The sequence below is a fragment of the Morganella morganii genome (genome assembly GCF_019242955.1).
GTDB classification, from domain to species: Bacteria; Pseudomonadota; Gammaproteobacteria; order Enterobacterales; family Enterobacteriaceae; genus Morganella; species Morganella sibonii.
This window is the reverse complement of sequence record NZ_CP066129.1, coordinates 2954054-2966200: the sequence shown is the minus strand read 5'-3', so window position 1 is coordinate 2966200 and position 12147 is coordinate 2954054. Positions and strand designations below refer to the sequence as shown.

16 protein-coding genes are annotated in these 12147 nt (G+C 46.7%); 10 read left to right on the top strand and 6 right to left on the bottom strand.

Going from position 1 to position 12147, the window contains the following annotated elements; translation table 11 throughout:
• Positions 1-14 precede the first annotated feature (14 nt).
• The 7 genes from potE (at position 15) to JC793_RS14135 (ending at position 6525) form a co-directional block, all read left to right on the top strand.
• Positions 15-1343, top strand: a complete 1329-nt coding sequence (potE, locus tag JC793_RS14165; protein WP_107680042.1) for a putrescine-ornithine antiporter — start codon at positions 15-17, stop codon at positions 1341-1343.
• 122 nt (positions 1344-1465) lie between these two features.
• On the top strand, positions 1466-2107 hold the full coding sequence (acuR, locus tag JC793_RS14160) for an acrylate utilization transcriptional regulator AcuR (RefSeq protein ID WP_218426479.1): 642 nt from the start codon (positions 1466-1468) through the stop codon (positions 2105-2107).
• 459 nt (positions 2108-2566) lie between these two features.
• Positions 2567-3691 (top strand): ABC transporter substrate-binding protein, encoded by a 1125-nt coding sequence (locus JC793_RS14155; protein WP_218428456.1) that lies wholly within the window; start codon positions 2567-2569, stop codon positions 3689-3691.
• 268 nt (positions 3692-3959) lie between these two features.
• Positions 3960-4283: a YnfA family protein gene (locus JC793_RS14150; protein ID WP_166708295.1), complete on the top strand. Its 324-nt coding sequence runs from the start codon at positions 3960-3962 to the stop codon at positions 4281-4283.
• Positions 4284-4301: 18 nt separating this feature from the next.
• Positions 4302-5723, top strand: a complete 1422-nt coding sequence (locus JC793_RS14145) for a DKNYY domain-containing protein (protein ID WP_218426478.1) — start codon at positions 4302-4304, stop codon at positions 5721-5723.
• Between the two features lie 172 nt (positions 5724-5895).
• On the top strand, positions 5896-6276 hold the full coding sequence (locus JC793_RS14140; RefSeq protein WP_046894434.1) for a NirD/YgiW/YdeI family stress tolerance protein: 381 nt from the start codon (positions 5896-5898) through the stop codon (positions 6274-6276).
• Between the two features lie 81 nt (positions 6277-6357).
• On the top strand, positions 6358-6525 hold the full coding sequence (locus JC793_RS14135) for a hypothetical protein (protein WP_166708293.1): 168 nt from the start codon (positions 6358-6360) through the stop codon (positions 6523-6525).
• Positions 6526-6540: 15 nt separating this feature from the next.
• On the opposite strand, the gene JC793_RS14130 is transcribed toward JC793_RS14135, so the two are convergent.
• Positions 6541-7416, bottom strand: a complete 876-nt coding sequence (locus JC793_RS14130) for a cation diffusion facilitator family transporter (RefSeq protein ID WP_218426477.1) — start codon at positions 7414-7416, stop codon at positions 6541-6543.
• A gap of 302 nt (positions 7417-7718) precedes the next feature.
• Here JC793_RS14130 and JC793_RS14125 point away from each other — a divergent pair, with 302 nt between their 5' ends.
• Entirely contained in the window at positions 7719-7985 is a 267-nt protein-coding gene (locus tag JC793_RS14125) for a DUF2798 domain-containing protein (protein WP_046894432.1), read from the top strand.
• Here JC793_RS14125 and JC793_RS14120 read toward each other — a convergent pair whose 3' ends face one another.
• The 4 genes from JC793_RS14120 to JC793_RS14105 all read right to left on the bottom strand — a co-directional run bounded on the left by JC793_RS14120 (position 7986) and on the right by JC793_RS14105 (position 9964).
• Complete coding sequence (locus JC793_RS14120) at positions 7986-8681, bottom strand: ArsR/SmtB family transcription factor (RefSeq protein WP_218426476.1); 696 nt, start codon at positions 8679-8681, stop codon at positions 7986-7988.
• Positions 8682-8695: 14 nt separating this feature from the next.
• On the bottom strand, positions 8696-9004 hold the full coding sequence (locus JC793_RS14115; RefSeq protein WP_107680026.1) for an antibiotic biosynthesis monooxygenase family protein: 309 nt from the start codon (positions 9002-9004) through the stop codon (positions 8696-8698).
• Between the two features lie 79 nt (positions 9005-9083).
• On the bottom strand, positions 9084-9509 hold the full coding sequence (locus tag JC793_RS14110; protein WP_046894429.1) for a DMT family transporter: 426 nt from the start codon (positions 9507-9509) through the stop codon (positions 9084-9086).
• A 2-nt stretch (positions 9510-9511) separates the two neighbouring features.
• Complete coding sequence (locus tag JC793_RS14105) at positions 9512-9964, bottom strand: DMT family transporter (protein WP_218426475.1); 453 nt, start codon at positions 9962-9964, stop codon at positions 9512-9514.
• Positions 9965-10108: 144 nt separating this feature from the next.
• Here JC793_RS14105 and JC793_RS14100 point away from each other — a divergent pair, with 144 nt between their 5' ends.
• Positions 10109-11047 (top strand): LysR family transcriptional regulator, encoded by a 939-nt coding sequence (locus JC793_RS14100; RefSeq protein ID WP_218426474.1) that lies wholly within the window; start codon positions 10109-10111, stop codon positions 11045-11047.
• A 74-nt stretch (positions 11048-11121) separates the two neighbouring features.
• On the top strand, positions 11122-11757 hold the full coding sequence (locus tag JC793_RS14095; protein ID WP_218426473.1) for a glutathione S-transferase family protein: 636 nt from the start codon (positions 11122-11124) through the stop codon (positions 11755-11757).
• A 33-nt stretch (positions 11758-11790) separates the two neighbouring features.
• Here the strand turns inward: JC793_RS14095 and JC793_RS14090 are convergent, their stop codons facing one another.
• A complete protein-coding gene (locus tag JC793_RS14090) occupies positions 11791-12081 on the bottom strand; it encodes a putative quinol monooxygenase (protein ID WP_107680040.1) in 291 nt (96 codons plus the stop codon).
• Positions 12082-12147 lie beyond the last annotated feature (66 nt).

Below are 12147 nucleotides of genomic sequence, written 5' to 3'. Positions count from 1 at the left end.
CGGGGAGAAATATGATGAGTGCTTCAAAAAATAAAATGAGCGTATTACAGCTCACTATATTAACTGCTGTGAATATGATGGGGTCCGGCATCATTATGCTGCCGACAAAACTGGCGGAAGTGGGGACAATTTCTATTCTGTCCTGGGTTGTGACCGCCGTCGGCTCTATGGCACTGGCTTATGCATTTGCCAAGTGCGGCATGTACAGCCGCCGCAGCGGAGGGATGGGAGGTTACGCGGAATACGCATTCGGTAAATCCGGTAACTTTATGGCGAATTATACCTATGGTGTTTCTCTGCTGATTGCAAACGTTGCGATCGCAATTTCAGCCGTCGGTTATGGTGCTGAACTGATGGATGCGGCGATGACGCCGCTGGGTATCTGTATTGCCACAATTGTTGTGTTGTGGATTTGTACGGTGGCAAACTTCGGCGGTGCACGGATCACGGGGCGGATCAGCAGTGTGACTGTCTGGGGGGTAATTATTCCGGTTGTTGGTATTTCGGTTATCGGCTGGTGGTGGTTCAGTCCTGAACTGTATGTTAATTCCTGGAACCCGCATAATTTTCCGCTTTTTGAGGCGGTCGGTTCCTCTATTGCGATGACATTATGGGCATTTTTAGGGATGGAATCAGCGTGTGCTAACAGTGAGGCGGTTGATAACCCTGAGAAAAATGTGCCGATTGCGGTATTGGGCGGAACATTAGGCGCCGCGGTTATTTATATCGTATCAACAAACGTTATCGCCGGTATTGTACCGAATATGGATCTGGCAAACTCAACTGCGCCGTTTGGCCTGGCATTCTCACAAATGTTTACGCCGGGTGTGGGTAAAGTTGTTATGGCGCTGATGATTATGTCCTGCTGCGGTTCATTATTAGGCTGGCAGTTCACCATTGCGCAGGTATTTAAATCATCATCTGATTCCGGCTATTTTCCGAAAATCTTTTCTGCTGTTACCAAAGCGGATGCCCCGGTAAAAGGTATGCTGGTTATTGTTATTATTCAGTCTGCACTGTCGCTGATGACCATCAGCCCGTCACTGAATAAACAGTTCAATGTGCTGGTTAACCTGGCGGTTGTTACCAACATTATCCCTTATATCCTTTCCATGGCTGCCATGATTATTCTGCAGAAGGTCGCCAATGTGGATCCTAAGAAAGCACGGACAGGCAATGTGATTGCATTTATCGGTGCCGTTTATAGTTTCTATGCGCTGTATTCATCCGGTGAAGATGCCGTGATGTGGGGGGCGCTTGCCACCTTCCTCGGCTGGACACTGTATGGTTTTGTTTCCCCGCGGTTTGAAATGAAACAAAACCAGGACGTAATGATGAAATAACGAACACTCTCCGGTGGGTTCCTCCCGTGCAGTTACGGCGGGAGGATTTTTTCCTGCAGCGAAACAACCGGAATGTATACGGACAGCAATTTGTCTATTCCGCATAACAGGGATAAAACGTAATGACAGCAATAATGACAAAACCGAAACGGGGACGACCGCCGAAAAACCATGATGCAGGTACTGATGTAAAAGAAATACTGATCCGCAGCGGTACGGAGGTGTTTACCGAAACAGGATATATGACGTCAGATATCAGCGGAATATTGGCAAAAGCCGGTGTTCCGAAGGGATCTTTTTATTATTACTTTGGCAGTAAAGAAAATTTTGGTCTGAAAGTGATACGTCATTATGACGACTGTTTTTCTCATCTGCTGGATAAATGTCTGTCTGATACCACATTGCCGCCACCGGAAAGATTACTGACATTTTGCAGTATCACTAAGTCCGGAATGGAAAAATATCACTGGCAGCGCGGGTGTCTGATCGGCAATCTCGGGCAGGAAGTGATCAGTCTGCCGGCCGGGTATTGTGAATTACTCAATGACATTATTACCGGCTGGCAAAAAAAAGTGGAGAATTGTCTGCTGGAAGCGCAGGCGCAAAATCTTATTTCCGGAAATACTGACTGCAGGCAGATGGCTGCCTTTTTCTGGGCGGGCTGGGAAGGGGCGGTCATGCGTGCCAAACTGACCCGCAATGGTGAACCGCTCGATCTGTTTATTAAAATTTTTATGAAGCAGCTACTGGCTGATCAAACATAACAGCCGGGAAAACGCGTGTTCTTCTTATTCTGTCCGGCATAACGCCGGTTTCAGCCCTGTTTTTATCCGGGGTTATTCTGTCTGCGGAATATACCCGGTTATACGGCATTTATCATAACGTCCTCAATTACCCGTATAACATTACAAAATCAGCTGTTACAGCTAAGTTCGTTTATCCTGAACAATGACCGTCTTTACATCCTGACGTCTGTTTTCTCCGGCAGACAGCAATACCATCGGGCTGATACAGACCTGATTAACGTTTTCCGGTTGCTTCTGTTACACCATACTTACTTTCAGCATTTCCTCTCTCAGCCGGGGGTAACGGCACAGAAGTCCCCGGGCTATTTGCGGCGATCACAACATAATAAATACACATAAAATACAGGGGATTACTTTATATTGATGATGATAATGAGAACTGTTAGCATTCATTTCTTATTAGTATGGAGAGCACAAATGAAAATTAAATATCACCTGCTTATTGCCGCGCTGACATCGTTATCTTCGGTATCTTCATTCGCAACAACTTACCCGGTAACAGTCACTGATACCGATGGGCAGACTATAACGCTGAATCATGAACCTAAGCGTGTTGTTCTGCAGGATGGCAGAGATATTATGACTCTGGCATTACTGGACAGAACTAACCCGTTCAAAAGAGTTGTCGCGTGGAATAACAACCTGAAAAAGTCAGATCCGCAGACGATTTTTTTGCTTGAGAAAAAATGGAAGTCCGATATCTCAGAAATTCCGGATATGGGATTTAATGACAAAGGTGAAGTTGATGCTGAGCAGGTGATAGCACAAAAACCGGATGTGCTGATTGCGCAATTGCGGGCAAAACCGGCGCTGGAAGGTGCGGGAGTCATCGCTAAACTGAAGGAAGCCGGTATTCCGGTGATTTACGTCGATACATTCCTCAACCCGGCAGAGAACACAAAAAGCAGTATCTCACTGCTGGGGCTTGCTTTGAATAAGGAATCAGAGGCTAAAGAGTACACTAATTTTTATCAAAGCCACCTGGATACACTGAAAAGTAAAACTGCATCTGTTAAAAATAAGCCCCGGGTATTTATTGAAGCAAAAGCCGGTGCGAATGGCGGGAGTTGCTGCTTTACACATAATAATGCAGGATGGGGCGGAATGGTTCAGGCGGTTGGCGGAGACAATATCGGCAGCCATTTTTTACCCGGTGCATCAGGCGAAATTTCGTTAGAAAAAGTCATTAGTGAAGAACCGGATATATTTATTGTGACAGGCGGTCGCTGGAAAAATAAAAACAGCATAGCAGCCCCATTTGGATACGATGTGACAAAGGAAGAAGTCAGCAGCGGGTTTGAACGATTAAAAGACCGGGTTGGATTCAGTCAGATTACTGCAGTGGAAAATAATCAGTTATATGGTATTTATCATAATTTCTATAATCACCCGTATAATATTGTGGGATTAGAGTTTTTGGCTAAATTTATTTATCCTGAACAATTCCCGTCCTTAAATCCTGACGAGACATACAATCAGATTATCACCCGGTTTACTACGATACCGGTTCATCAGGCAACGTGGGCCGCTAAGTCTGAGTAATTGCCGGTGATAGCTATGTTAAGCTCTTAATTCAGGATTAAGGGCTTTTATTTTCTCTGTCAGTCTGTATTTTGATGATGTTCATAAATAATAAAAATAAGTAAGGTAATACAGGGCGTATTTATCTTCCTGATGATGGATATAAAATACACAGCAGAATTCAGCTGATATCATCAGCCGCCGATATAAAAATGTTATCTCTTTGCGGATAACAGGAATTTGCACAGATATACCGGTATACTGGCCGGATTGTGACGGAGAAAACTGCATGACATTAAAAATTATCGGCCTTTTTGTTCTGACCGCACTGGCTGAAATTGCCGGTTGTTACTTTCCGTATTTATGGTTAAAAAAACAGGGGAGTGTATGGTTATTACTTCCTGCTGCTGCCAGTCTGGTTGTATTTGTCTGGCTGCTGACATTGCACCCGGAATCCAGCGGCAGAATTTACGCATCGTACGGCGGAATCTATGTGGTGACTGCACTGATATGGCTGCGGGTGGTTGATGGTGTATCGCTGTCAGTATCAGACTGGACTGGTGCGGCTGTCGTTCTTGCCGGGGCGGGAATTATTATCAGCGGATGGCGGTGAGGAAATGACCGGAGAAATATGAAAGTCAGCAAAACGGTTATCATTGTATTGATGTCCGGCATTATGCCGGCTTCTGTCCTGTTTATCTCCGGGGTTATTCTGGCCGCGAATAAAACACCGTATTACGATATTGACCGCGACGGCAAACAGTTCGGAAGTTCTGTATTTACATTGTATGACGGCCATGTCTATGCCGCAGTTCCGTCTGACGGGTATTTTTTAATCCCCGGCGCAGACCCGGACAGTTTCAGATTGCTGCCTGATAATAACAACTACAATGGCCGGCAATTTGCAGCGGATAAAAATCACGCATGGTGCGGTAATCTTCCCGTCCCGGATTTTAATCCTCAGACCGCCGTCACTATCGGTAATGCTTATTTTACGGATGGCAAAAATACGGTTTTCTGTGCCCCGTATACCCTGATAAATAATGAACTGTCCGGCCTGCAGGAATTGTATCAGGAATGGCGTTACGGCTGGGGACTGAGTGATAAACCGCAGACGTATTATTATCCGCAGCAGCCGTTGCCGCCGTCAGCCACGCCTTACCGGATATTACCGGACTCCGGTCTTATCAGTAACGGAAAACAGGTTTTCTTTGAGGGTAAATTAATGCCCGGCGCAAACCCGGAGACAATACGCCCCGCGGATGTCCGGCAGGAGGATAAATCAGTGCGTCAGAGCCGGGTATTTTATCATGACGGGGAGCATGTTTATTATCAGCACCATTTATTGCCGCTGAAAGACACCGGATCACTGTATAGCTTTTACCTCGGCAATTTATTTCAGGAAGCCTATTTATTTGATCCGCAAACCGGTCAGGTGGCCATCAATAATCAGGTATTTCCGCCGGAATATGCGCCTTATCGTGTAATCAGTTTTTATGGCCAGCATGTTAATCAGGGGCTGTTTTTATCCGCGCAGGGCGTTTATTTTTACGACCGGAAAAAAGAGAAAATCCGTCGTGCAGGCGATAATCCGTCATTGCAGGAAAGCTGTCAGGAAATATCACCGCTGATTTTTACCTGCGGTAATGAAACCCGGTATTTGCAGGGCGCGGAACGATGGGGCAACAGGAAATCGCCGGGACTGATTTCCCGCAGCACGGTTCTCCGCCGCCTTAACGATAATATAACCGGCAACTGGGTAAAAATCGGCGATGTTACGTTTCATCATTACGGAGAGGTCTGGCAAAAGGGCGGGCAATACTATTATTTTGATCGTCTGGGTGCGTCACAGCTTATGCGGGGACCAATTTATTTCATTCCGGATGAGATAACCGTACGCGCGTTGCTGAGTGATGACCTCCGGTTTGATGAACTCCGGAAAATGGCTCATGACGGACGTTTACAGGAGGTTTCCGGTACTGAAATTCTGAAAGCCACCACGCGTTATAAAGAGAGCATGTTCAGTTTCCTGAATTTTTCCGGAGATGATTAATCCGCGTTTATGTATTTCCGGGTAATCTGTATAGTTGAGTAAATATAGTCTGATAATATTGACTCTGGAGTTAACTCTATAGTTATACTTTAGTCAGATACAAAAAGTACCCATTAAAATTAACCACCAAAAGTAACTTTAGCCATTTTAATATGATATTCCCGGAGGGATTATGAAAAAGTTATTATTAGCAGGATTGCTTGGCGGCGCGGTATTTGGTTTATCAGCTAATGTGTTGGCAAACGTGAATCATAACAATCAGTCAGCAGGCGGCGGGTTTGCTTCACAGGCGGCACAGGTTGTCAGCGTTTCAAATGCAAATAATCAGCCGGATGACAGCAGAGTGATTATCGAAGGTTTTATTATCAGGAATATCAGCCACAACCTGTATGAGTTTAAAGATGACTCCGGTATTACCCGTGTAAAAATAGATAACGAAAAATGGAACGGAATCAATGTTTCACCTGAAACTAAAATACGTGTTGAAGGGCGTGTTGATAACCATCTGATTCAGCATGAGATTAATGCAGAACGTGTATCATTGGCAGAATAAAGAATAACTGAAACCGGTTAAGGCTGTGTTGTTCACAGCCTTAACCCGGATAACAATAACATTACGAAAAGGATAAGCGTAATGAAACTACTGACAAACTTACTCAGATATACATTTTTTCTCGCCGTGATTGCTATTGCTTTTGTTTATCGTGATGTACTTTTTCAGTTTTATAACCGGATCGTTTCACAATCCGGTACCATTTCTCAGATAGCTGACAGTATCAGCAGTGTTCTGGCGTATTTTTAGATAACCGGAGTAATTTTACTCCGGTTTTTCCTGTTCCATCTGAAAGGTAATATTATCAATATCATATTTTTCATGAATAGCATCTGTTAATGATTTCCGGATTTTGTTATGGTCAGCGCCAGCCTTATATATTATATGAGCCGTTAATACATAATTACTCTGTGTTAATGCCCACAAATGGACATTATGAGTCCCGGCGATACCCTCATTACTGTTTATCTCATTAATAATATCATTAATACTGATATTCTCCGGTGTACCCTGTAACAATATATTGATACAGGATTTTAACAGAATCCAGGTTCTCGGAAAAACCATAAAGCCGATAAAGACGGCAATAACAGAATCGACGATTAACCAGCCTGTCAGCCAGATAATAATCGCACCGGCAATAACGCCGACTGAGCCCAGCATATCTGCCCAGACTTCAAGATAGGCCCCTTTAACATTCAGGCTCTCTTCTTTGCTGTTTTTCAGAAGCTGCATGGCAATCAGATTAATGATCAGACCGGCAGTAGCAATAATCAGCATACCGACAGACTGAATATCCGGGGTTGCAGAGATCCTGCGGTAGGCTTCATATAATACGTAGAATGCGACGGCCAGTAAAATAAGGGCGTTCATCATCGCGGCAAGAATTTCAAAACGGATGTAACCGTATGTTTTGAGATAATCGGCGGCTTTTTTTCCTGCACGGATGGCAATCAGTGCCAGCAGCAGAGCGAATGCATCTGTCATCATATGCATGGCATCTGAAATAAGGGCGAGACTGCCGGTAAGATAACCGCCAATAAATTCCACCAGCATAAAAGAAAATGTTAATGCAAATGCAATAAGTAATCGTGATTCCGGCAGTGATTTTATATTACCATGCTCATGTTTTTCACTCATGGGGTTTTTCCTTATGGTTTTTGTCTTCCTGTCTGACTTATTACAGAATAATACGAAAGGGAAACCGGTTCCGGGCGGGAAATCACAATGCTATTATGCTGATTATTTTTTGAATTATCAGGATTTAAAAAAATATTGCGGTATTGAGAATAAATTGCATTTGACAAATGCATTCAGATTCATAGAATAGCGCCATCAACGGTCAATTCTCTGACCCGTAAGCGTTTACGTTAATCAACGCATGTAACTTTGTACATTACAACGGTTATGTGTTGTTGTGTCGTCACTATACGGAGTCATCTATGTCTTTTCAGGACAAAAATTATATTTTAGGTTTTCCTAAGCTTCCTCAGCGTGCGTTAATCTTTCTGGTGCCTTTTTTCTTATCGCTGGTGATGAGCGGTATTGTCTCTTTTATCAGTACGGTCAAAGCGCTGGGTTTTTCCTGGCAACTGGTTTCCCCGTGGCTGACATCATGGGGTATATCCTGGGCCATTGCGTTTCCGACAGTCTTATTTGTTCTGCCGTTTGCCCGTAAATTATCGCTGTTACTGGTCAGAAGCTCATAATTATAAAATCTGAATCCCCAGCCATTGCCGGAATTGTTTTTTTCCTTTTCCGGTGATCGTCACTTCACGATAGCCCGGTGTGCGGGTCAGCCAGCCCTGTTGTTCACAATGTGTGAAAAGGGCTGCACCCAGATAGCCGCCGAGGTGAAACCGGCGTTCACTCCAGTCCAGACAGCCGCAGCAGAAAACCCGTTTCACGGTGTGTGCGGGCGGCAGGCCAAGTGTTATCAGCGCGGATTCACCTGATGCTGTCAGTGCGGTTCCGTCTGCGGTTATCCAGCCTTTTTCCTGCATCGCATCATATACAGCAACAGCCGTTTCGCCGGCCAGATGGTCATAACAGGTTCTGGCCTGCCGTAAATGTACCGGTGCAGAGGACTTGCGGATAGCGGCTGTCACCGGAATCCCGGTAAGATTCATCATTTTTTCGATGAATTCAGCCACGTTTAATCCGGCAAGCTGATAATAGCGGTGACGCCCCTGCGGTATACAGATGATCAATTTTCCGGTGACCAGTTTTGTCAGATGCGCGCTGGCCGTTGACGCACTGATATCTGCGGCAATACTCAGTTCAGTTGCGGTCCGGGCCCGGCCATCCATCAGGGCGCAGAGCATGCGGATACGGGACGGATCGGCAAGGGCGGCTGCCACACCGGCGAGAGCGGTTTCTAATTCCGGAATGTGTTCTTCTGACATATCACCTCCGCAGATTATTCCTGCCCGAACTCATATTCACGGCTGATTTCAGCAATACGTATCCGGTAAAATGAGAAAATATCCGCTTTGCCTTCTTCCTGTGCCTGCCGGTGTTGCAGGTTTTGTTTCCACTTCAGCAGAGAGGCTTCATCTTCCCATAATGAGAGCGACAATAATTTGCCCGGTGTACTCAGGCTGGCAAAGCGTTCAATGGAGATAAAGCCCTCTGCGTCACTGAGCAGCGGGCGCAGCCCGGCGGCAATATCCAGGTAACGGGATTGCTTATCTTCCGGCATACTGACTTCAAAAATAACGGCAAACATGAGTGCCTCCTTATGTGTTGAGGATAATCATAACGGAAGCACAGAAAAAACACTTCGCTGAACAACGAAATATGAAAAATTATGGCCGGTAGCGGACACCGATAGCCAGCAAAATTAAGATCACGCCGGTTATCTGCATCACCAGATGTGACGGCATGCCGTGCTGTATAATATCGATAATAAAACCGGATAATACCTGACCGCCGATAGCCAGAATGGTGGTCAGTGCAGCGCCGAGCAGCGGCAGGATATAACTGTTTATCACCACAAAACAGGCGCCGATAATGCCGCCGCTAAATGCAATCAGCGGAATGCTGTTCAGCGTGACGGGGAACTGCGGCAGGTAAAACAGCACTACCACACTCAGGAAGATAAACCCGGCGACATGATTGACCAAAGAGGCATAAAACGCATTGCTGCCCTGAGATAATCTGCCGTTGATACTGCGGCTGAAAATAATGCAAATACCATTTGTCAGCGCGATAGTAATATAAAACAGTAACATGATTATTTTCCTGCAATGATCAGAATACAGCCGCTGAATAACAGCAGCAGTGTCAGCCCGTCGCGGCCGGTCACTTTACGCTGTGCCAGTCCCATCAGGCCAAAATGGTCGATAATCAGGCCGGTAACTATCTGCCCGGCAAGCATCAGCACAATCGAACCGGAGAGTGACAGCGGGCTGTTAACAGTGACTGCCGCCAGCAACACGGTGAATGCACCGGGTATTCCGCCGAGATAGCACCACAACGGAATTTTTTTGCCGTCGCGGCGCTGCGGCAGGTGTGTTTTCACTGTCAGCCAGATTATCAGGGCAACAACCGCGCCGGTACCGTGTGTCAGCCAGGAGGCGTGTAACGGAGAGGTAAAGGTGGATAAATAGCTGTTGCTCATAATCATCAGAGTGAGTAATACCCCGGAAAGTAAAGCAATCAGCGGTAACAAAATCTCTTTTTTCATCGTTATTTTTCGCATCGTTATTTTTCAAATTGTTATCTTTCACATTATTGCGGACAAACAAAGTATAAAGATTGCCGGTGATTGTAATAAACGCTATAAAGAGAAAAACAGAGTTTCCTGCAGGTTGACAAATAAGGCGCATCTATGGATTTTTCGCTTTTACCGGTGTTCATCGCAATTACAGAGCAGGGAAGTCTGACAAAGGCGGCGGACTATCTGCACATGACCAAATCGGCGGTCAGTAAAAAGCTGGCAGCGCTGGAAACACAAACCGGCATCCGTCTGGTCACCCGCACCACACGCCATTTACAGCTGACAGAAGCCGGGCAGCTTTATTACACCTATCTGAAAAAAGCCCATCAGGCTGTGCTGGATGGACAGGATGCGTTGTCGCATTACAGCCGTGAAGTTGACGGCACACTGAAAATCAGTGCCCCGGCGGTGTTCGGCAGTCTGCATCTGGCAAAAATTATGCCTGCTTTTTTACAGCGCTGGCCGTCATTGCAGGCGGAAATGGTGTTTGATGACAAACTGACGGATCTGGTCGGGGAAGGGTTTGATTTGGCTGTCCGGATCGGGGAATTGCAGGACTCCTCTCTGATTGCCAGGGTGTTATCGCCCTGCCGCAGTGTGTTGTGCGCGTCTCCAGCGTATCTGGCACAGCACGGCACACCTCTGAATCTGACTGAGCTGAAGTCGCATAACTGCCTGTTTTACAGCTATTTTCAGGCTGGCCAGTCGTGGACTTTTCTGCACAGGGGAGAGATGGTGCGTTTTGTTCCGCAGGGCACACTGCGGGCCAACAACAGTCTGGCACTGCATCAGGCGGTGTTACAGGGAACGGGGATTTGTCAGCTGCCGCAGTTTATCGCGGCACCGGATCTCCGCGCCGGGCGTCTGATGCCGCTGTTACCTGAATACCCGCTGCCGTTGCATCATATCTATGCGGTTTATCCGGATCGTGACTATCTGCCGAAAAAAGTTTCCGCATTTTTACATTTTTTGCAGGATGAACTGGGTACGGGAGGGCACTATCAGAAAGAATATGAACAGGATCTATCCTTTTTTAAGGCAGCGGAATAAAAACCGGCTACATTGGGTAAGGTAATCAGCCTGCTGTTTATATCATTTATTTTAATCTCACTGAGAGGGGTTATATGTCTCTGCAATTGTGGATCGCCAATAAAAATTACTCTTCCTGGTCGCTGAGACCCTGGTTTTTACTGAAAGCCCTGAATATCCCGTTTGATGAACAACTGGCCACCTTTGTGCCGGGCGGCAGCAGTTATGAGAAATTTATCCGTTTTTCCCCGTCCGGACTGGTGCCGTGCCTGGTGACAGCGGAGACCACGGTCTGGGATTCTCTGGCAATCTGTGAATATATTGCGGAGGATTATCCGCAGACCTGGCCGGCGGAAAAAACTGCCCGTGCATGGGCGCGCTCTGCCGCGGCAGAAATGCACTCCGGGTTTACCACGCTGCGCCGTGAGTGCCCGCTGAACTGCACAGAAAGCCGCCCGGCCGCAGAGATGACGCCGGAATTACAGCAAGAGTGTCAGCGTCTGGAGCAGATTTGGTGTGAGGGATTAACCCGGTTCGGCGGCCCGTGGCTGGCAGGGGAAAATATCAGCGCGGCAGATGCTTTTTATGTGCCGGTGGCCCTGCGCGCACGGACTTATCAGCTGCCGTTTTCAGCAGCGGCACAGGCGTGGATTGATTGGATCCTTGCGCATCCTGCCATCATTGAGTGGTGTGAAGCGGCAGCGAAAGAAGCGAAAATCGACCACGACTGAATCAGGAAGGGCGGGGGATATCCGCCCTGATTGTTACTTAACGGCGCTGTCCATCAGGAGAAAACGCGGTTCAGCACGCTGATACTGATTAATGGCGGGCACCAGACGGCGGAAGTGCTCACTGGCGCAATGGGTATCCAGCGCGGCCTGATCCGGCCAGGTTTCGATAAAAATAAAATGCCCCGGGTCTTTCTGATCGACAAACAGATCATAACTGATACACAGCGGCTCACGGCGGGTGGCGGCAACCAGTTCTTCATACATCGGCATCAGGATCTCAACAGCATCCGGCTGCATAAAATCTTCAGCAATTACTTTTAACATCGCGTTCTCCTTGTCCGGTGCGGACAAACAACATGAAATATCTGCAAATGACTTCCCCGGTAAGCC

Coding starts and splice junctions, on each gene's coding strand:
- JC793_RS14145 (WP_218426478.1), top strand. CDS start 4,302: ATGAAAGTCAGCAAAACGGTTATCATTGTATTGATGTCCGGCATTATG.
- JC793_RS14140 (WP_046894434.1), top strand. CDS start 5,896: ATGAAAAAGTTATTATTAGCAGGATTGCTTGGCGGCGCGGTATTTGGT.
- JC793_RS14135 (WP_166708293.1), top strand. CDS start 6,358: ATGAAACTACTGACAAACTTACTCAGATATACATTTTTTCTCGCCGTG.
- JC793_RS14110 (WP_046894429.1), bottom strand. CDS start 9,509: ATGTTACTGTTTTATATTACTATCGCGCTGACAAATGGTATTTGCATT.
- potE (WP_107680042.1), top strand. CDS start 15: ATGAGTGCTTCAAAAAATAAAATGAGCGTATTACAGCTCACTATATTA.
- acuR (WP_218426479.1), top strand. CDS start 1,466: ATGACAGCAATAATGACAAAACCGAAACGGGGACGACCGCCGAAAAAC.
- JC793_RS14125 (WP_046894432.1), top strand. CDS start 7,719: ATGTCTTTTCAGGACAAAAATTATATTTTAGGTTTTCCTAAGCTTCCT.
- JC793_RS14115 (WP_107680026.1), bottom strand. CDS start 9,004: ATGTTTGCCGTTATTTTTGAAGTCAGTATGCCGGAAGATAAGCAATCC.
- JC793_RS14150 (WP_166708295.1), top strand. CDS start 3,960: ATGACATTAAAAATTATCGGCCTTTTTGTTCTGACCGCACTGGCTGAA.
- JC793_RS14095 (WP_218426473.1), top strand. CDS start 11,122: ATGTCTCTGCAATTGTGGATCGCCAATAAAAATTACTCTTCCTGGTCG.
- JC793_RS14120 (WP_218426476.1), bottom strand. CDS start 8,681: ATGTCAGAAGAACACATTCCGGAATTAGAAACCGCTCTCGCCGGTGTG.
- JC793_RS14090 (WP_107680040.1), bottom strand. CDS start 12,081: ATGTTAAAAGTAATTGCTGAAGATTTTATGCAGCCGGATGCTGTTGAG.
- JC793_RS14105 (WP_218426475.1), bottom strand. CDS start 9,964: ATGAAAAAAGAGATTTTGTTACCGCTGATTGCTTTACTTTCCGGGGTA.
- JC793_RS14155 (WP_218428456.1), top strand. CDS start 2,567: ATGAAAATTAAATATCACCTGCTTATTGCCGCGCTGACATCGTTATCT.
- JC793_RS14130 (WP_218426477.1), bottom strand. CDS start 7,416: ATGAGTGAAAAACATGAGCATGGTAATATAAAATCACTGCCGGAATCA.
- JC793_RS14100 (WP_218426474.1), top strand. CDS start 10,109: ATGGATTTTTCGCTTTTACCGGTGTTCATCGCAATTACAGAGCAGGGA.